Source organism: Bacteroides sp. An322 (assembly GCF_002161765.1).
Classification (GTDB): Bacteria; Bacteroidota; Bacteroidia; order Bacteroidales; family Bacteroidaceae; genus Phocaeicola; species Phocaeicola merdavium.
Genome location: NZ_NFIN01000007.1, coordinates 113,406 through 131,614 on the forward strand (window position 1 = coordinate 113,406; position 18,209 = coordinate 131,614).

The following is an 18,209-nucleotide window of genomic DNA, read 5'->3' on the forward strand; positions in this document are numbered from 1 at the left end:
ATTATTTACTGTCATTTTACTTTCCATTCAATAATTCCTCCCGATTCCCCTTTCTGCAATTGTACGGATATTCTAAGCCCATTTGTCTTTACAGGCTTGAAATCGAGGCTATTATAACAATCTTTCTTCACGCCGTATTCGCCAAGGGCTTCTACTTCTTTCCATGAATTTCCCGACTTGTAATAAAGTTTCCAGCTTTCAGGCACACGGAAGTTTCCATCGTAATGATCGAAGTCTAACCAATACACTTGTACATTTGATACCGTATAAGGCTGGTCGAACTCATAAGCGAGACTTTCTTCGGTCCCTTCTCTCAACCACCAATAGAAATAAGGTTTCGATGTATCTGAAGAACGTTTCGGTTCCCATTGGTCATTCACACCCCAGGCATACGAAATGACAGAAGCCGATTCGGGCGCATCTTTTTGGATAGGTGCCTGAATGCTGAATGTCTGAGCCTTGCTGGCTATAGTGGGTTCAGGCGTAGGGCGTACATATTCGGCTGATACCGGAATCCATACAGCCATTTGGTCTGCTCCACGGTTATTCCAAGTTGCGTATGGGATTGCCTTGAAAGGCACATCTTTCACCGTTCCGTCTTTCTCGACTTCCTTAGCCATGCCGGTCAATTCTACTATTCCATTCAACAAGTCGGCACGATAAACGGCTTCCATAGGCGTATTGTCCGGGATAAACTTATTAAATACCGTACTATCAGCTTGGTCTTGACCTTCCAAGCAGAACACCACTGGTCCTCGTTCGATAGCCAGTTTTCCAAGGTCATCTTCCACATTCTCATTGGCTTTTACCCGACGGACATCCATCGGCAACTCAATTTCAACTTTATCTCCGGCTTTCCAATCACGCACAATAGTTACGTATCCATTTTGTTGTTTGCTTCTTACTTTCGAACCATTTACTTTCACACGATACCGTTTAGCCCCGTCGGTGAACGAATAGAGGTCAGTTGGCACCGGAGCATCTTGCGCCCATCCGGGTATACGGACATGCAAAGCAAACTTTTGTTCCCGCTCAGGCTTAACCGTAATCTGTATTTGTCCGTCCCATGGGTAAGCCGTAGTCTGGCTCAGTTCCACCTTATTTCCCTCGGTCTGAATATCGGCATTGCCTTGAATATACAAATTGACATAAATATCATTTGCCTGAGTAGCATACATATAATTAGATACTGAAGCCATGAAACGGGTAACATTTCCCGGACAACAAGCACACCCGAACCAGCGTTGGCGTTCGTGTTGTCCCATTGACTCCAAAGGATTGTCATAGAAGAATTTATCCCCACTCAACGATACACCGGAAATCACTCCATTATACAAGGCACGTTCCAGCACATCCATGTATTTGGCTTCTCCCGTAGCAAGAAACATCCGGTAATTCCAATACACATTGGCAATAGATGCACAAGTTTCGCAATAAGCCGTGTGGTTATTCAATTCATAATCAGGTCCGAAACCTTCGCCTTGCGCACGAGAACCGATGCCGCCCGTAATATAAAGCTTTCGTCCAGCCATATTGTCCCAAATGCGTGTCAAGGCATGAAAATAAGCTGTATCGTGTGTCAAAGCCGCCACATCTGCCACTCCTGAATAAAGATAACCGGCACGTACCGCATGCCCTACAATTTCATCCTGCTGCAATATCGGCTTATGGTCTTGGCTATATTCGCTCAACGGATGTCCGTCCGTACCCCGTCCGGTTTCCTCTACGAAATACTTAGCGGTTTGCAAATAGTTCTCATTACCTGTCACCTTATATAATTTAACCAATGCCATTTCAATAATCGGATGCCCGCTGGGACGATGAATCTGCCCTTCTTCCGGTCCGAACACCTGACAGACCAAATCGGCATTCTTTATTGCCACATCCAATAAAGAACGCTTTCCCGTAGCCCGATAATGCGCCACGGCTGCCTCATACAAATGCCCGCTATTATACAATTCATGGCTATTGATTTTCTCCCAACGGCGGGTCCCCCACCAACCGGATAAACGAGTGCATTTATTTGTCACACAGGTAGTCAAATACCCGTCCGGCTCTTGCGCCGATGCTATGATAGTAATCACGCTATCCAAATAATGGTCCAGATTCTCATCATATTTCACCGCCAAAGAATACGAAGCCCCTTCTATTATCTTATAGGGGTCGGTATCATCAAAAGAAAAATCTCCCCTATGTTCTCCTTTCATCAATCCGCCCGCAATGGCAAAATTGTCAAAGCGTCCGTTCTTCTCACATTCTTTAAAAGCCGAAGGAATAGAGACCGTACGGTTTGTCTCGATACGAGGCATCCAGAAACTATCTTCCAAATGCACTTGGGTGAAAGGCACTTCTTTAATCGGCGCATCGGGGCGTGTATAAGCGCCTCCACAAGCAGACATGCCCAACAAGGCGATGCTTCCATACAAAATGTGTTGCAGTGTTTTCTTCATAAATTTATGTGTTTCGTTAGTATTTTCACAATCACAAAATAATGGAATTCATTTCAAACAAACTAAAACATAAGTCTATAAGAATGACAAAATCATCCGTAAACAGCTCTCTACAAGTCATTTTAGACAATATTTTCATGATTTAGACGATATTTTCATCCATCCAATCGATTTCATTGCCAGTTCCAGTTAAATGAATTCCCTTACGAAGTTAACTGCATCAGGCATCTCACTTATATTCATTGCCTGATAAAGCCAATTGGATAAACTTCATAAAGGCGTTTTCAAAAAAATTAGTATCTTTGCCAAAAAGAAAAATCAAAGACTATGGCAAAACGACTCCTGCTACTCTGTTGCATCCTCATACCGGCAATGCTACTGGCGAAACCTGTAAATTTCCGATTCCGCCACCTTTCCGTGGAAAACGGACTTGCCTCCAACTCTGTACGTGCCATTACGCAAGACCATTCGGGTTTTCTATGGATAGGGACAGACGAAGGCTTGAACCGCTATGACGGTACAACAATAAAGACGTATACGATTTCTCCGGAAGGTCCGGGCAAATTCATATCAGCCCTTCATGCCACAGATAAAGAATTGTGGATAGGAACCGATGAGGGAATTTATATCTATACATTTGAGACCTCCCGATTCAAGCATTTTGACCAAACCATATCCCCCAATATACGCATCAAGGGTATCATTAACCACATCACGGAAGATAAAGAAGGGAATATTTGGATTGCGACCAACCAGCAAGGAGTATTCAAATACATCCCCTCGAAACATGATATGGAACAATATGCTTTCTCGGATGTATCTGGACAAATATATAATATTTTAGCGGACAATGAGAACCAAATATGGGCGGTCAGCAATCAAGGGAAATGGGGTATCTATAAACTCAATAAAGCAGAAAACAAATTCGAACCTTTTCCGTTACATTATTCTGATTCCCACAAACATGACTCACAGGCATTGGCTATTTTGGAAGATTCGGAACATAATCTATGGCTAGGGACGTGGGAATGCGGCTTACATAAAATAGATAAATATAGCGGACAAACCACTACCTACCTTCATCCCGATGACACAAAAGGCATTACCCACATCCATTCGCTCATGGAATACGCTCCCCACCAATTACTCATCGGGTCGGATGACGGTTTGCTTTGGTTCAACACGATAACCGAAGATTATCAGTTGTTTACAGAAAATGAGACTTCCCCCTACCCTTTATCAAACCGCTTTGTATATCCCATTATTAAGGACAGGGAAGGCGGTATATGGATAGGCACTTACTATGGAGGAGTCAACTACATTTCTCCCAAAACCGACCAATTCGAATGTTTTGCCCATTCGCAATATACCAATTCGGTTAACGGAAGAGTTATCGGACGCTTTTGCGAAGACAAAAACGGACATATATGGATTGCTTCAGATGACGGAGGACTGGATTGCTATTCTCCCCAAAGCCAAAAATTTACGCACTATAATGCCAACGAAGGGGAAAACAGCCTCTCTTACCACAATGTACACGCTTTGTGCCTTGACGGAGACCAGCTTTGGATCGGGACTTATACGGGAGGAGTAAATGTCCTAAACCTGAAAACAGGTGCATTCAAAAAGTATTTCCCATCCCAGGAAACCCCCAACGGCTTGGACGGAAGCAGTTCGTATGCGATATTCAAAGACCGCTCGGAACAGATTTGGGTGGCTTCCATGAGCAGCATTCACTTATATAATAAGGAGAAAGATAATTTCACCTGCATCAAAACATTGAATGCCCTTACCATCGACATCGACCAGGATAACAAAGGGAACTTGTGGTTTTCAACACAAGGAAAAGGGTTATTCAAATACCAGCCCGAAAAGCGTATATGGAAAAAATATACCCACGACCCAGCCCGCTCTAATTCACTTGCCAATGACCAAGTAAATTGTTGCCTGATAGACCGTCATGGCACCTTATGGGCAGGCACAATGAACGGGTTATGCAAATACAATGCGGAAAAAGACGAATTTGAAACTATCCCGCTGGATATCCCCAGCCACAATATATGTTGCATCATTGAAGACCAGCATATTCTATGGCTAACCACAACGAAAGGGCTGGTACGTTACGTTCCAGGCGAAAGTTGTCAAGTATTCACAAAAAACGACGGATTACAAAGTGACCAATTCTTGCCTAATGCGGGCATGAAAGCGTCTGACGGAAAAATCTATATCGGGTCGGTCAATGGTTTCAATGCTTTCTATCCACATCAAATAAAGACCAACCAAGTAATTCCTCCCGTAGTTATCACCGAACTGGAGATATTCAATAAAACCGTACCCGTAGGAAGCAAGACATTGCCTAAGGCTTTAAATCAAACCGAAGAATTGGAATTATCTTATAAAGATAACGTATTCAGCCTATTATATGCATCCCTCAGCTATTGCACACCTGCTAAGAACCAATACGCTTATAAACTGGAAGGATTTGATAAAGAATGGAATCACGTAGGCTCACAAAACAAGGCAACTTATACCAATTTGCCAGCCGGAACCTATACATTCAAAGTAAAAGCCTGTAACAATGATGGGGTATGGAACGAGCAAGGGGCAAGCTTGAAAATCACTATTCATCCGCCATTTTATTGGTCTACCGCTTTCAAGCTACTTTATTTCGTTATGTTCATCATCACGTTAGGACTCTTTATCCGACTGATCATCAAACGTACAGAAAAAAAACATACTATCGAAATAAACCGGCTCAACGAAAACAAAGAAAAAGAAGTACATGCAGCCAAAATCAAGTTTTTTACGACTATTGCCCACGAAATCCGCACACCGGTATCGCTTATCATCGGACCTTTGGAAAAAATCATGAACTCAACCGTTACTTTACCCTCATCGGTCCGCGAAGATTTGAACATTATTGACCGGAATAGCCAACGGTTACTTTTTTTAGTAAACCAGTTATTAGATTTCCGCAAAGTAGAGGAAGAAAGTATGAAGATGAAATTTACCCGCCAATCGATTTATGCCTTATTAAAAGCCGTGTGCGAACGTTTCCAGCCTTTCATCAACCAGCGTGGTGCAACGCTTGAAGTCAACTACCCGAATGAAGAATTTACCGCCATAATAGATAGTGAAGCTATAACCAAACTGGTCAGCAATCTATTAACTAATGCAAGCAAATATACCAAAGACCAAGTCATCTTGACCTGTACCGTCCAGCCAGCCCAACAAACCTTTACCATACAAGTGACAGACAATGGCATCGGCATCAGCGAAGAAGACCAAAAGAAAATCTTCAATCCTTTCTTCCAAGCCACGGACAACAAACCGGGGACAGGCATCGGGTTGAGTATCGTTAAAAACATTGTAGAATTACACAAAGGACAGATTCAAGTTGAATCCGAGAAAGGGAAAGGATCTTCGTTTACCGTTACTTTGCCTATCGAACAGGCCGAAGAACAGGAAGAAGATATCCCAAGCAAAGAAATGAATACCCAACCAACCATATTGCAGGAAACCATAGTGGAATTCCCTGCCCGCCCAACTACAAAAAGCAAACCTGTCATGCTGATTGTAGATGATAACCAAGAGATGTTAAATTTTTTAGCAAACAATTTCACAAACCGATATAACATTTTGCTGGCTGAAGACGGTATAGAAGCACTAGAGAAATTAAAAGAGAACGATGTGACCCTTATCATCAGCGACTGGATGATGCCGCACATGAACGGTGTAGAGTTCTGTAAAGCAGTACGCGCCAATCCGGCTACAAGCCACATCCCCTTCATTCTATTAACCGCCAAAACTGATGTGGATTCAAAAATAGAAGGATTGGATTGTCAGGCAGACGCTTACATCGAAAAACCGTTCTCGGTGCAATATTTAGAGGCTTGTATCAAGAACCTGATTACAATGCGGAACTTGTTACGCCAAAAATTCTCGAAAATGCCATTAGTTCCTTTAAACAGCATTGCCAATAATAAGATAGACAACCAATTCCTCACCCAATTGAATGAAATTATTGAAGCAAATTTCTCGAACCCAGAATTATCTGTTGATTTTTTGGCAGAAAAATTATGCATTAGCCGTTCCGGATTGTTTGCCAAGATAAAAACATTGGCAAATATCACCCCCAATGAACTTATCCAACTGGTGCGCTTAAAAAAAGCGGCTTCCTTATTGGCTGAAAATAAATACCGCATCAATGAAATCTGTTATATGGTAGGATTCAACAATCCGTCTTATTTTACTAAATGTTTTCAAAAGCAGTTCGGAATGAAGCCAGGAGAGTTCATAAACAACTCTTCGAAGGATATTTTGCCAGATATATTAGGAAATCAACAATAATTCGCTATTTTTGCAAAAACTAAAAGAAACAAGAGTAAAAAAGCATGAATGTAGCGATTATCAAATACAATGCGGGAAACATCTTCTCGGTAGATTATGCCTTACGCCGGTTAGGAATAGAACCGGTAATCACTTCCGACAAGGAACTCATCCGGAAGGCGGATAAAGTCATCTTTCCGGGAGTAGGTGAAGCCCAAAACACAATGGAATACCTTCGGGCACATCAATTAGACCAATTGATAACCGGTTTAAAACAACCCGTGCTGGGTATTTGCCTGGGCATGCAATTGATGTGCCGGCATTCGGAAGAAGGCGATGTCCCGTGTTTGGGTATCTTCGATACCGATGTCAAACGTTTCCAGCCAGCCCGGCATGAAGACAAAGTACCCCACATGGGATGGAACACCATCCAATGCACCGACAAGGAACTATTCAAGGGCTTCGGCAAAGACGAGTTTGTCTATTTCGTCCATAGCTATTATGTTCCGCTAAACGATTTTACGGCTGCACAGACCGATTACATTCTGCCTTTCAGCTCTGCCCTGCATAAAGACAATTTCTATGCCACTCAGTTCCATCCTGAAAAGAGCGGAAAGACCGGCGAACGTATATTACAGAACTTTTTAAATTTAGCATACTGACATGATAGAGCTTATCCCTGCCATCGACATTATAGACGGAAAATGTGTACGCTTGTCACAAGGAAACTACGATTCAAAGAAAGTCTACAACGAAAATCCGTTAGAGGTTGCCAAAGAGTTTGAAGCATACGGCATCCGGAGACTTCATGTAGTCGACTTAGACGGAGCGGCATCCCAACATGTAGTCAATTACCGTACCTTGGAACAGATAGCCACCCAAACCTCGCTCATCATTGATTTCGGCGGAGGCATCAAGACTTCGGGCGACATTGAAATAGCGTTCGATAGCGGTGCCGAAATGATAACATTGGGAAGTGTGGCGGTAAAACATCCGGAATTATTCGATGAATGGCTACAAACTTACGGGAACGAGAAAATTATCTTAGGCGCGGACGTTAAGGATAACCGCATCGCTATCAACGGATGGAAAGAAGAAAGCCCGCAGGAACTGATGCCTTTCCTAAACCAACATATAAATAAAGGTGTAACGAAAGTGCTCTGTACGGACATCAGCCGCGACGGGATGCTGAAAGGACCTGCACTCGATTTATATCGCAGCATCATGGAAGCCCATCCCGAACTGCACCTGATAGCCAGCGGAGGCATCAGCGGCATGGAAGATATCCTGAAACTGGACGAAGCCGGCATTCCAGCTGTGGTATTCGGAAAAGCGATTTATGAAGGACGGATTTCTCTAAAAGAGTTAAGCCGCTATATAATATAATAAGGAGACACGACATGTTAGCAAAACGCATCATACCTTGCCTGGACATCAAAAACGGGCAGACCGTAAAAGGCACTAATTTCGTCAACTTGCGCGAAGCGGGAGACCCGGTAGAATTAGGTCAACTATATAGTGACCAGGGTGCAGACGAACTGGTTTACTTGGACATTACAGCCAGCCACGAAGGACGGAAAACATTCACCGACTTGGTAAAACGCATCGCCGCATGCATCAATATCCCGTTTACCGTAGGCGGAGGCATTCACGAACTAAGCGATGTAGAATGCCTGTTAGGTGCCGGAGCTGATAAAGTCTCGGTTAACTCTTCCGCTATCCGAAACCCGCAACTCATCGATGACATTGCCCGCCATTTCGGTTCGCAAGTGTGTGTCGTGGCGATTGATGCCCGCCAGACCTCGGAAGGCTGGAAATGCTATTTGAACGGCGGACGAATCGAGACCGACAAGACCTTATTCGATTGGGCACACGAGGCTAACGAACGAGGTGCCGGAGAAATACTCTTCACCAGCATGAACCATGATGGAGTAAAAAACGGCTATGCCAATGAAGCCTTGGCTACCCTTAGCGATAAACTGACCATCCCGATTATTGCTTCGGGAGGCGCCGGAAACAAACAACATTTTAAAGACGCTTTCGAGACAGGAAAAGCCGATGCGGCATTAGCGGCAAGCGTATTCCACTTCGGCGAAATACCCATACCGGAACTAAAGGCTTACCTCCATGCAGAAGGCATTAACGTGAGAATTTAATTGATTAGATATAACCTAATGATGAACATTACCAAAAACAAGAAAGACCATGCAACCCGATTTTGATAAAATGGACGGATTAGTCCCTGCTATTATCCAAGACAGCTATACCCAAAAAGTGCTTATGCTTGGATTTATGAACAAAGAAGCTTACGAAAAGACCTTGGAAACAGGTAAAGTTACATTTTATAGCCGAACCAAGCAACGCTTATGGACCAAAGGAGAAACCAGCGGAAATTTCCTCGAAGTCGTATCCGTCAAGAACGATTGCGACAACGATACGTTGCTTATCCAAGTACACCCTACAGGTCCCGTATGCCACACAGGCACAGACACTTGCTGGGGAGAAAAGAACGAGCAGGACATCATGTTCCTGAAAGAACTGCAAGACTTTATCGACAAGCGTCATGAAGAAATGCCCGAAAAGTCATACACCACAAGCCTGTTCAAGTCCGGTGTCAATAAAATGGCACAGAAAGTAGGCGAAGAAGCTGTAGAAACCATTATCGAAGCCTGCAACGGTACGGACGAACGCCTGATTTACGAAGGTGCCGACTTGCTATACCACCTCATCGTATTGCTCACCTCGAAAGGGTACCGCATCGAAGACTTGGCACGGGAATTGAAAGAACGCCATAGCGAAAGCTGGAAAAAACATTGACGCATGATGAACGAAGAACCGCTTATCCTATATAAAGGAGTAGAAATCAACCAACAAGCACTCTGCATCCTGCACGATGTAGATTTCGAACTGCATAAAGGCGAATTCGTGTACATCATCGGCAAAGTGGGAAGCGGGAAATCTACCTTCCTGAAAACCATTTACGGAGAACTGGACATAGCCGAAGGAGAAGCCAATGTATTAGGCTATAACGTCAAAAAGCTGAAGCAAAAGCAAATCTCTGAACTGCGCCGCAAGTTGGGTATCGTATTCCAAGACTTCCAACTATTAATCGACCGGAGTGTACACGATAATCTGGAGTTCGTGTTGCGGGCTACAGGCTGGAAGCAAAAAAGCGAAATCGAAAACCGGATAGAAGAAGTGCTCAGGCTGGTAGGCATGGAAAACAAAGGCTATAAAATGCCCAATGAATTATCGGGAGGCGAACAGCAACGCATCGTCATAGCCCGTGCCATTCTGAACAAGCCGGATATCATCTTAGCAGATGAGCCTACCGGAAACCTGGATGTGGAAACCGGAAGGAACATCGTAGAGCTCTTGAAAGAAATATGCAAGCAAGGCTCAGCCATCGTCATGACGACACACAACCTGAACCTGCTTTCAGAATATCCGGGCATCGTTTACCGTTGCGAACAACATCAATTGCAACGGATAGGCGAATCCTAAAAAACACAAAGAGACAGAGATTTAATCCGCAAAGCATAAAAAAAACGTAAAATATTCGTATCTTTGCGGCGAATATTAAAGAAAAGTATTTATAACAGAACATTTTAAAGAATTCGAAAATGAAAGTTTTAAAGTTTGGAGGAACATCGGTCGGCTCTGCACAACGAATGAAAGATGTTGCCAAATTAATTACCGATGGCGAACAGAAACTTGTTGTTTTGTCTGCCATGTCGGGCACAACCAACACATTGGTTGAAATTTCGGATTATCTGTACAAGAAAAATCCTGAAGGTGCGAATGAAATCATCAATAGGCTGGAAAGCAAATACAAACAGCACATCGATGAACTTTATTCTACTGAAGAGTATAAACAGAAAACGCTGGAATTTGTCAAGTCGGTATTCGACTACATCCGGTCGTTTACAAAAGATATATTTACTTTATTCGAAGAAAAAGTGATTCTCGCACAAGGTGAAATCATTTCAACAAACATGGTTACCAATTACTTGTGTGAACAAGGAGTAAAGGCTTATCTGATTCCGGCACTCGACTTCATGCGTACCGACAAGAACAGCGAGCCAGACCTGAATTACATCCGCGAGAAATTGAAAGCTCAACTCGAAGCACATCCGGGACAAGAAATTTACATCACTCAAGGATTCATCTGCCGCAATGCATACGGCGAAATCGATAACCTGCAACGAGGCGGAAGCGATTATACCGCTTCACTTATCGGAGCAGCCGTTAATGCGTCTGAAATACAAATATGGACCGATATCGACGGTATGCACGATAACGACCCGCGTGTAGTCGACAAGACTTCTCCGGTACGCCAACTCCATTTCGAAGAAGCTGCAGAACTGGCATATTTCGGTGCTAAAATCCTGCACCCGACATGCATCCAGCCCGCAAAATACGCCAACATCCCTGTACGCTTGCTGAATACCATGGAACCGACTGCTCCCGGCACCTTGATTTCAAATGATACCGAAAAAGGGAAAATCAAGGCTGTAGCTGCCAAAGACAACATTACAGCTATTAAAATCAAGTCGAGCCGCATGCTGTTGGCTCACGGATTCCTGCGTAAGGTATTCGAGATATTCGAAAGCTACCAAACATCCATCGATATGGTCTGCACTTCGGAAGTAGGTGTATCAATGTCGATAGACAATACCAAACACCTGAACGAAATTGTCAACGACCTGAAGAAATACGGCACCGTAACCGTTGACCACGATATGTGTATCGTTTGTGTCGTAGGTGATTTAGAATGGGAAAACGTAGGCTTCGAAGCCAAAGCACTCGATGCCATGCGCGACATCCCCGTACGTATGATTTCATTCGGAGGCAGCAACTATAACATTTCTTTCTTGATTCGCGAAGCCGACAAGAAGAAAGCATTGCAATCACTGAGTGACACGCTGTTTAACAACAAAGCATAAACGAGACAATCTATGCAAACGAAAGCGGATGGTACGGTTGTTGCACAAAACCGCATCATCCGCTTTTTTGTTTCACCAATACCAAATACAAAACTCTACCATTATGAAAGGGACTTTTCCAATAAACAAATTCCGTGAGATAGAAACCCCATTCTATTATTACAATGCCGACCTGTTGCGCGAAACTTTGCAAACCATCCGCACCGAAGCAGGCAAGTACAACAAATTCTGCGTACACTATGCCATTAAAGCCAATGCCAATCCTAAAATCTTGGGAATCATCCGCGAAAGCGGATTAGGCGTGGATTGCGTCAGCGGAGGTGAAATAGAAGCAGCTATCAAAGCCGGATTCCCAGCCAGCAAGATTGTATTTGCAGGCGTAGGAAAAACCGATAAGGAAATCAATTTAGCACTTGACCACGACATTTTCTGCTTCAATGTAGAATCGATACCCGAACTGGAAGTCATCAACGAACTGGCATCAGCCAAAAGCAAAATCGCACGCATCGCCTTCCGCATCAATCCCGATGTAGGCGCACATACACATGCCAACATCACGACCGGACTTGCAGAAAACAAATTCGGCATCAGCATGCAGGATATGGACAAAGTGATAGATTGTGCCTTGGGAATGAATCATGTAAAATTCGTAGGGCTGCACTTCCACATCGGTTCCCAAATATTAGACATGGGAGACTTTATCGCATTATGCAACCGGGTAAACGAATTGCAAGAAAAGCTCTATGCACGCCAAATCATCGTGGAGCACATCAATGTAGGCGGAGGATTGGGCATCGACTACGCACACCCCAACCGCCAGCCTATTCCCAATTTTGCCGAGTATTTCGCTACTTACCACAAACATTTGAGACTTCGCCCGCAACAAACCTTGCACTTCGAATTAGGGCGTGCCGTAGTAGGACAATGCGGAAGCCTCATCACACGGGTGACTTACGTGAAACAAGGCACTAACAAACAATTCGCCATTGTAGATGCAGGCATGACCGACCTTATCCGCCCTGCCCTCTACCAAGCCTATCACAAAATAGAAAACATCTCATCCGAAGAACCGGTAGAAGCATACGATGTGGTAGGCCCCATCTGCGAATCGTCTGACGTATTCGGCAAAGCCATCGATTTAAACAAAGTACATAGAGGAGATTTCCTTGCCCTCCGTTCAGCCGGAGCCTACGGGGAAATCATGGCATCACAATATAATTGCCGTCAGCTCCCAAAAGCTTATACATCGGATGAACTAGGATAAAATTCATTTATGAATTACGAAGAGGGTGTGTCAAAATAAAAATTAGCTTTTTGATACACCCTCTTCATTTTACTATGCGTATGATAAACTTTACCGCAAAGGCTTCAATTTGATAATTTCTCCCAATTCCGGAATAATGACAGGCATATTACGTTTCTTTGCCTCCATTCCAAATACATGAGGAGGGTCAAACAGAGGTTCGTCCGATAAATCAAATGTTCCATAATGCATGGGAATAGTCATATAGGCATGCATATCCGCTGAAGCTGTCAATGCATCGTATGGTGAGATATGATTCGGCTTCATAAACCAACGGGGCTTATAAGCACCTATGCCTACCATACAATAATCAATATGCGGAAATAATTCGGGCAACTCACCAAAATGTTGCGCATACCCCGTATCCCCGCTGTTATAAATCACGATTCCGCCCGCTTCAATCATAAAAGACCCCCAAAGCCGCATGCCTCCGTCATTCACCCCTCGCTTACTCCAATGCTGGGCAGGAAGGAATGTCAACCGCACTCCGTCAGCCTCATATTGCTGATACCAAGCTGCTTCTATTACTTCCATTGCCGGAAACCAACTCTGAATCAACGTGCCCGTATTAATGCCGCAAAACAATTTCATCTGCGGATTATCCGCAAACAGACGCGCCACACTTGGCTTGTCCAAATGGTCGAAATGGTCATGACTGATAAGCAAGTAATCAATATTCTTAAAAATAGAAACATTGGCAGGGAACTGGCTCCGGCGTTTCACGAAAGGAATGCTTCCATATACCGGGTCAATCATAAACCGCTTCCCTCCCAATTGCAAGAAAAACGAATTATGTCCCAACCAAATCAAGGAATTGCCCACTACTGCATCCAACGAACGCAAGAAATTCACTTTCGGCTCCCATTTGATAGTTCGTTTTTCCTTTCGTTGCGGATTAGGAGACAAACGCCATTTCAACACACTGCCCATTCCTGGACGCCAACGATGCTGCCGGTTAAAGAACTTTCCTCCCACCGTAGGATTGCCACGCCAACGCGGATTAACCGTGTGCAACCGTTCGTTTTTACGAAATGTAATACGTTCTCCCATAGGCTTATATTTTTAAGTTAACGAAAACTCACAAACTTTTGTCAACAACACAAGTCTACTTCTCCAACAGGTCTTTCAGAAAAGCATCCAGTTCTTCGTCCAGACCTTTCAGCAATTCATCATTTAAGAACAATGTTTCATCATCGTCTACCAACAACAAATCTGCTACAGACTCCTTTTCGTCATCTATCAAGACAAACGAATAAGGCTTCATCAGCGCAATCTTGTCCAGCAATCCTTGTTCTTTCAATGTTACCACTTCCTTCCGAAGCAACGGCTCGACTACTGTATAGAAATCGTCTCCTTCATAATTCACCCATTCATTAACCACCGTGCGTGCCAATATCGCATCGTCATCATCAGAAATAACCACTTCGCCAGTCTCCTGATTCGGATGCAAATGAATGTCTGTCAGCACCGATTCCTCACCCGTGCCGGTATATCTTTTAAGTGCTTCTTTCAGTGCTGAAGCAATAGCAACATGCGATTGTTCACTAATATCCATCATTTTTCCTTTTTAAACTTGACCAAATGTACAAAAAAAATCAGTCATAACAACATTATTCCGGCAAATTGTTTCCAAAACGCCTCATCTGAATCTGCAAATGAGGAAAATCCTTCATTCTTTCCTCCAACTTCAAGACATAATATTTATAAATCATTTCCTCATCCGAATTAGGCTCTACCCGTTTTTGGGCTTCATCCAACCACTTCCGGGCTTCTTCCAAATTGCCTAACATTTCAGAAGCCAAAGCCAAATTCAGTGCGGCACGCGCCTTTACCTTATCCGACTTGCGATGCTCGAAAAGAGAAAGCCACAATTCTTTCGCACCTGCCCAATCGCCTTCTCTAATACATACAGCCGCATCACGCATCTCTACACAACCACCCGTATAATATACCCGGTCGGTATGTTCCCAATAAGGAGTCAACTGACGCGCCAACAAATGAGCAGAAAACTCCGCTACCTGTTCCAACAAAAACTTATCCGAAGGCATACGGTCCAAATCCCAATCCAAACTATCCGTCGGAGCAACCACACGGACGGGACGTTCACGCACAGGCGAATAAATGCTTAAAACCGGAGTCACCTGCGTCAGCACCACGGGCCAAGGTTCCGAAATGCCCGGATAATGAATTTCCTTTTTTACATTCTGCACAAAAACACGGTCAAGTGAAAACAACATGTCCACTCCCAAATCTTGAATCAATCTACCAATTTCTTCTTTCGATAACGAACGGATTTCCGTATCGTCTGACGCAGTTTTCCCGTTCAACGCAGAATCGCAAATAATCACTTGACTAAAATAATCAGCATCTGCCAATGCGCCAGCCAATGCCTCCGCCGTCTGCTTTCCGTCGCCATTCAAACTCCCTAAGGTAGCCATACCTCTTTTAGCCTCCGGTATCGAAGGCATATTGTTGACTACAGCCACGCTTCTTACCCCTTCCGGCAAACTGACTTCCGCCGGACAAAGCTGGTCGAAACCGATCGTCTGCACCGAAACACACGACATCATCCCCCATGCAGCCAACAATACATATAAAACACGTATCTTCATATCATAATCCTTTTCTATACGAAGCAAAGATAAAGAGAAAAAGTGAAAATACATTCATCCGACACCAATTTATCACAAAATCATACATGAAAAAAGAAGAAATCAGATAATGACAAAAAGGCAGGCAAGTACTGACAAAAATGCATATAGGTTCATCGCCCGATGCAGCAGGGTGCATCAGCCAACGCATCCTGCTTCATCGGCTTACGAAGCCGGGTGCGATAAAAAACATTCTCTATTGATTTTGGAAAAACACTTTCGAAAATTCAGAATAAAAAAAAGAAAAAGGACACCATACTGATTATCAAGCTGGTATCCTTTCAATTCTAGTACACCCGTGGGGAGTCGAACCCCAATCGTCGGAACCGGAATCCGATATTCTATCCATTGAACTACGGGTGCATTTCCGATTTGCGGCACAAAAATACAATTATTCTTTTATCTATCCTAATGATTCAGCCAAAAAATTATTTGAATGTTAGCAATCAACCACCAAATCCATATCTTCTCCTTATCCTATCCGTATGTGCTATTTGAATATCATTTTTCCTATGAAAGCTTTTTGATATTTACATTCTGATAATATTTTTCAATTATCTATTGCACTTTTACAAAATATTCCTACCTTTGCATAACTTTATAAATAACTAATAACGAAAAAGCAATGAGCTATCTAATAAAACCTGTAAATTACAAACCCTTACTCGATATGAAACAAACCGAGTTGGGCATCAAACAAATCAAGGAATTTTTCCAGCAAAACCTATCATCGGAACTGCGTTTACGAAGAGTGACCGCTCCGCTTTTTGTATTGAAAGGAATGGGTATCAATGATGACCTGAACGGTGTAGAACGTCCGGTTACTTTCCCTATCAAAGACCTTGCCGACCAACAGGCGGAAGTGGTACATTCGCTTGCCAAATGGAAACGGGTCACCCTCGCCGATTATCACATCGAGCCGGGCTATGGCATCTATACAGACATGAATGCCATCCGTGCCGATGAGGAACTGGGCAACCTGCATTCCTTATATGTAGACCAATGGGACTGGGAACGGGTTATCACCCCCGAACAACGTAACGTAGAATTCCTGAAAAGCATCGTAACCCGCATCTATGCCGCTATGCGCCGCACGGAATACATGATATGTGAAGCCTATCCGCAAATCACTTCTTTCCTTGCCCATGACATCCACTTCATCCATGCTCAGGAATTGCTGGATATGTATCCGGACAAGACCCCTAAAGAACGCGAAAACCTCATTACTGAGAAATACGGCTCGGTATTTATCATCGGCATCGGATGTAAACTGAGTGACGGTATTCCGCATGACTTACGTGCACCAGACTATGATGACTATACGACTATTGACCCCAAAACCGGATTGCCCGGTCTGAACGGCGACTTATTGGTATGGAACAGTGTATTGGGACGTGCGCTTGAATTGTCTTCGATGGGTATCCGTGTAGACCAAGACGCCATGATGAAGCAATTGAGACTGACAGGCAAAGAAGAACGCACCCGGCTTTATTTCCACAAACGTTTGTTAGAAGGCTCACTTCCGTTAAGTATCGGCGGAGGTATCGGCCAGTCGCGTTTGTGTATGTTATACTTACGCAAAGCACACATCGGCGAAATCCAAGCCAGCATTTGGCCCGAAGAAATGCGGAAAGAATGTGCGGAACTAGGAATGCAGTTGATATAATTCGTCAAACGCAGAGACGCAAAAACGCAAAGGAACTATTTTTTAGAGAAGGCAAAGACCACAAAGCCAAATACATTTCTGCAAATCTGGCATTCTCTCTAAAATCAAAGCTCAGCGTTTTTGCGCCTCTGCGTTTTAATTAAAAAAACAAACGACTATGAATGTACAAATAGAAGAATCGTGGAAACAAGTACTGGCTCCCGAATTCGAAAAAGACTATTTTGTCCGACTAACTGATTTTGTGCGGCAAGAATACCGCGCTACTACAATTTATCCTCCCGGAAGACTGATATTCAATGCATTCAATCTTTGTCCTTTCGATAAGGTAAAAGTAGTCATCATCGGGCAAGACCCTTATCACGGACCGGGACAGGCACACGGACTTTGTTTTTCGGTAAACGATGGAGTCGCATTTCCACCTTCTTTGCAAAACATCTTCAAGGAAATACACGATGATTTAGGCACTCCAATTCCTGCCAGCGGAAATCTGACACGTTGGGCAGAACAAGGTGTACTGCTCCTGAATGCGACCCTTACAGTACGGGCACATCAGGCAGGCTCACATCAAAACAAAGGGTGGGAAGAATTTACCGATGCAGCAATTCGTGCCTTAGCAGAGCACCGCGAACATTTGGTATTTATCCTATGGGGGTCGTATGCACAAAAGAAAGGTGCTTTTATTGACCGAAATAAGCATTTAGTATTGACTTCGGTACACCCTTCTCCCCTTTCTGCCTATCACGGATTCTTCGGCAACAAGCATTTCAGCCGTACCAATGAATATCTTATCCAGCACGGGGAAACACCGATTCAATGGTGACTTTTTCAATGAACAATTAAATAGTTAATAATGAATAGTTAACA

At 43.7% G+C, this 18,209-nt stretch carries 14 protein-coding genes and 1 tRNA gene; 10 read left to right on the forward strand and 5 right to left on the reverse strand.

Annotated features, from left to right (window positions below; all coding sequences use genetic code 11):
- Window positions 1–11: 11 nt before the first annotated feature.
- The gene (locus B5F91_RS05825) at window positions 12–2,450 is read right to left on the reverse strand and encodes a glycoside hydrolase family 127 protein (RefSeq protein WP_087428150.1); all 2,439 of its coding nucleotides are present in this window, start codon (window positions 2,448–2,450) and stop codon (window positions 12–14) included.
- A gap of 327 nt (window positions 2,451–2,777) precedes the next feature.
- Between B5F91_RS05825 and B5F91_RS05830 the strand changes: the two genes are divergently transcribed.
- The 8 genes from B5F91_RS05830 (at window position 2,778) to lysA (ending at window position 12,989) form a co-directional block, all read left to right on the forward strand.
- Window positions 2,778–6,800 carry a hybrid sensor histidine kinase/response regulator transcription factor gene (locus B5F91_RS05830; protein WP_087428151.1) on the forward strand — a complete coding sequence of 1,341 codons (4,023 nt, stop codon included), beginning with the start codon at window positions 2,778–2,780 and terminating at the stop codon, window positions 6,798–6,800.
- A 44-nt stretch (window positions 6,801–6,844) separates the two neighbouring features.
- Window positions 6,845–7,441 carry an imidazole glycerol phosphate synthase subunit HisH gene (gene hisH / locus B5F91_RS05835; RefSeq protein WP_087428152.1) on the forward strand — a complete coding sequence of 199 codons (597 nt, stop codon included), beginning with the start codon at window positions 6,845–6,847 and terminating at the stop codon, window positions 7,439–7,441.
- 1 nt (window position 7,442) lies between these two features.
- Window positions 7,443–8,165, forward strand: a complete 723-nt coding sequence (gene hisA, locus B5F91_RS05840; RefSeq protein WP_087428153.1) for a 1-(5-phosphoribosyl)-5-[(5-phosphoribosylamino)methylideneamino]imidazole-4-carboxamide isomerase — start codon at window positions 7,443–7,445, stop codon at window positions 8,163–8,165.
- A gap of 14 nt (window positions 8,166–8,179) precedes the next feature.
- A complete protein-coding gene (gene hisF / locus B5F91_RS05845; protein WP_087428154.1) occupies window positions 8,180–8,935 on the forward strand; it encodes an imidazole glycerol phosphate synthase subunit HisF in 756 nt (251 codons plus the stop codon).
- A gap of 49 nt (window positions 8,936–8,984) precedes the next feature.
- On the forward strand, window positions 8,985–9,596 hold the full coding sequence (hisIE, locus tag B5F91_RS05850) for a bifunctional phosphoribosyl-AMP cyclohydrolase/phosphoribosyl-ATP diphosphatase HisIE (RefSeq protein ID WP_087428155.1): 612 nt from the start codon (window positions 8,985–8,987) through the stop codon (window positions 9,594–9,596).
- A 6-nt stretch (window positions 9,597–9,602) separates the two neighbouring features.
- Window positions 9,603–10,283, forward strand: a complete 681-nt coding sequence (locus B5F91_RS05855; RefSeq protein WP_087428191.1) for an ATP-binding cassette domain-containing protein — start codon at window positions 9,603–9,605, stop codon at window positions 10,281–10,283.
- Window positions 10,284–10,402: 119 nt separating this feature from the next.
- Complete coding sequence (locus B5F91_RS05860; RefSeq protein ID WP_087428156.1) at window positions 10,403–11,725, forward strand: aspartate kinase; 1,323 nt, start codon at window positions 10,403–10,405, stop codon at window positions 11,723–11,725.
- A gap of 103 nt (window positions 11,726–11,828) precedes the next feature.
- Complete coding sequence (lysA, locus tag B5F91_RS05865; RefSeq protein WP_087428157.1) at window positions 11,829–12,989, forward strand: diaminopimelate decarboxylase; 1,161 nt, start codon at window positions 11,829–11,831, stop codon at window positions 12,987–12,989.
- Between the two features lie 90 nt (window positions 12,990–13,079).
- Here lysA and B5F91_RS05870 read toward each other — a convergent pair whose 3' ends face one another.
- The 4 genes from B5F91_RS05870 to B5F91_RS05885 all read right to left on the reverse strand — a co-directional run bounded on the left by B5F91_RS05870 (window position 13,080) and on the right by B5F91_RS05885 (window position 16,042).
- Window positions 13,080–14,078, reverse strand: coding sequence for an MBL fold metallo-hydrolase (locus B5F91_RS05870; protein WP_087428158.1), 999 nt, complete (start codon window positions 14,076–14,078; stop codon window positions 13,080–13,082).
- Window positions 14,079–14,133: 55 nt separating this feature from the next.
- Window positions 14,134–14,583, reverse strand: a complete 450-nt coding sequence (locus B5F91_RS05875) for a hypothetical protein (protein ID WP_087428192.1) — start codon at window positions 14,581–14,583, stop codon at window positions 14,134–14,136.
- A gap of 55 nt (window positions 14,584–14,638) precedes the next feature.
- Window positions 14,639–15,640, reverse strand: coding sequence for a DUF6340 family protein (locus B5F91_RS05880; protein ID WP_087428193.1), 1,002 nt, complete (start codon window positions 15,638–15,640; stop codon window positions 14,639–14,641).
- A gap of 330 nt (window positions 15,641–15,970) precedes the next feature.
- Window positions 15,971–16,042 (reverse strand) — tRNA-Arg (locus B5F91_RS05885).
- Window positions 16,043–16,304: 262 nt separating this feature from the next.
- On the opposite strand from B5F91_RS05885, the gene asnA reads away from it, so the two are divergent.
- Together asnA and ung are read left to right on the forward strand one after the other, a co-directional pair.
- Window positions 16,305–17,345, forward strand: a complete 1,041-nt coding sequence (gene asnA, locus B5F91_RS05890; protein WP_087428159.1) for an aspartate--ammonia ligase — start codon at window positions 16,305–16,307, stop codon at window positions 17,343–17,345.
- Window positions 17,346–17,502: 157 nt separating this feature from the next.
- The gene (ung, locus tag B5F91_RS05895; protein ID WP_087428160.1) at window positions 17,503–18,165 is read left to right on the forward strand and encodes a uracil-DNA glycosylase; all 663 of its coding nucleotides are present in this window, start codon (window positions 17,503–17,505) and stop codon (window positions 18,163–18,165) included.
- Window positions 18,166–18,209 lie beyond the last annotated feature (44 nt).

What these genes read in the sequence shown, in the direction of transcription:
- B5F91_RS05880 (WP_087428193.1), bottom strand. Translation starts at nt 15,640, where the DNA reads ATGAAGATACGTGTTTTATATGTATTGTTGGCTGCATGGGGGATGATG.
- B5F91_RS05825 (WP_087428150.1), bottom strand. Translation starts at nt 2,450, where the DNA reads ATGAAGAAAACACTGCAACACATTTTGTATGGAAGCATCGCCTTGTTG.
- B5F91_RS05875 (WP_087428192.1), bottom strand. Translation starts at nt 14,583, where the DNA reads ATGGATATTAGTGAACAATCGCATGTTGCTATTGCTTCAGCACTGAAA.
- B5F91_RS05855 (WP_087428191.1), top strand. Translation starts at nt 9,603, where the DNA reads ATGAACGAAGAACCGCTTATCCTATATAAAGGAGTAGAAATCAACCAA.
- asnA (WP_087428159.1), top strand. Translation starts at nt 16,305, where the DNA reads ATGAGCTATCTAATAAAACCTGTAAATTACAAACCCTTACTCGATATG.
- hisF (WP_087428154.1), top strand. Translation starts at nt 8,180, where the DNA reads ATGTTAGCAAAACGCATCATACCTTGCCTGGACATCAAAAACGGGCAG.
- B5F91_RS05860 (WP_087428156.1), top strand. Translation starts at nt 10,403, where the DNA reads ATGAAAGTTTTAAAGTTTGGAGGAACATCGGTCGGCTCTGCACAACGA.
- hisA (WP_087428153.1), top strand. Translation starts at nt 7,443, where the DNA reads ATGATAGAGCTTATCCCTGCCATCGACATTATAGACGGAAAATGTGTA.
- B5F91_RS05870 (WP_087428158.1), bottom strand. Translation starts at nt 14,078, where the DNA reads ATGGGAGAACGTATTACATTTCGTAAAAACGAACGGTTGCACACGGTT.
- B5F91_RS05830 (WP_087428151.1), top strand. Translation starts at nt 2,778, where the DNA reads ATGGCAAAACGACTCCTGCTACTCTGTTGCATCCTCATACCGGCAATG.
- ung (WP_087428160.1), top strand. Translation starts at nt 17,503, where the DNA reads ATGAATGTACAAATAGAAGAATCGTGGAAACAAGTACTGGCTCCCGAA.
- hisIE (WP_087428155.1), top strand. Translation starts at nt 8,985, where the DNA reads ATGCAACCCGATTTTGATAAAATGGACGGATTAGTCCCTGCTATTATC.
- lysA (WP_087428157.1), top strand. Translation starts at nt 11,829, where the DNA reads ATGAAAGGGACTTTTCCAATAAACAAATTCCGTGAGATAGAAACCCCA.
- hisH (WP_087428152.1), top strand. Translation starts at nt 6,845, where the DNA reads ATGAATGTAGCGATTATCAAATACAATGCGGGAAACATCTTCTCGGTA.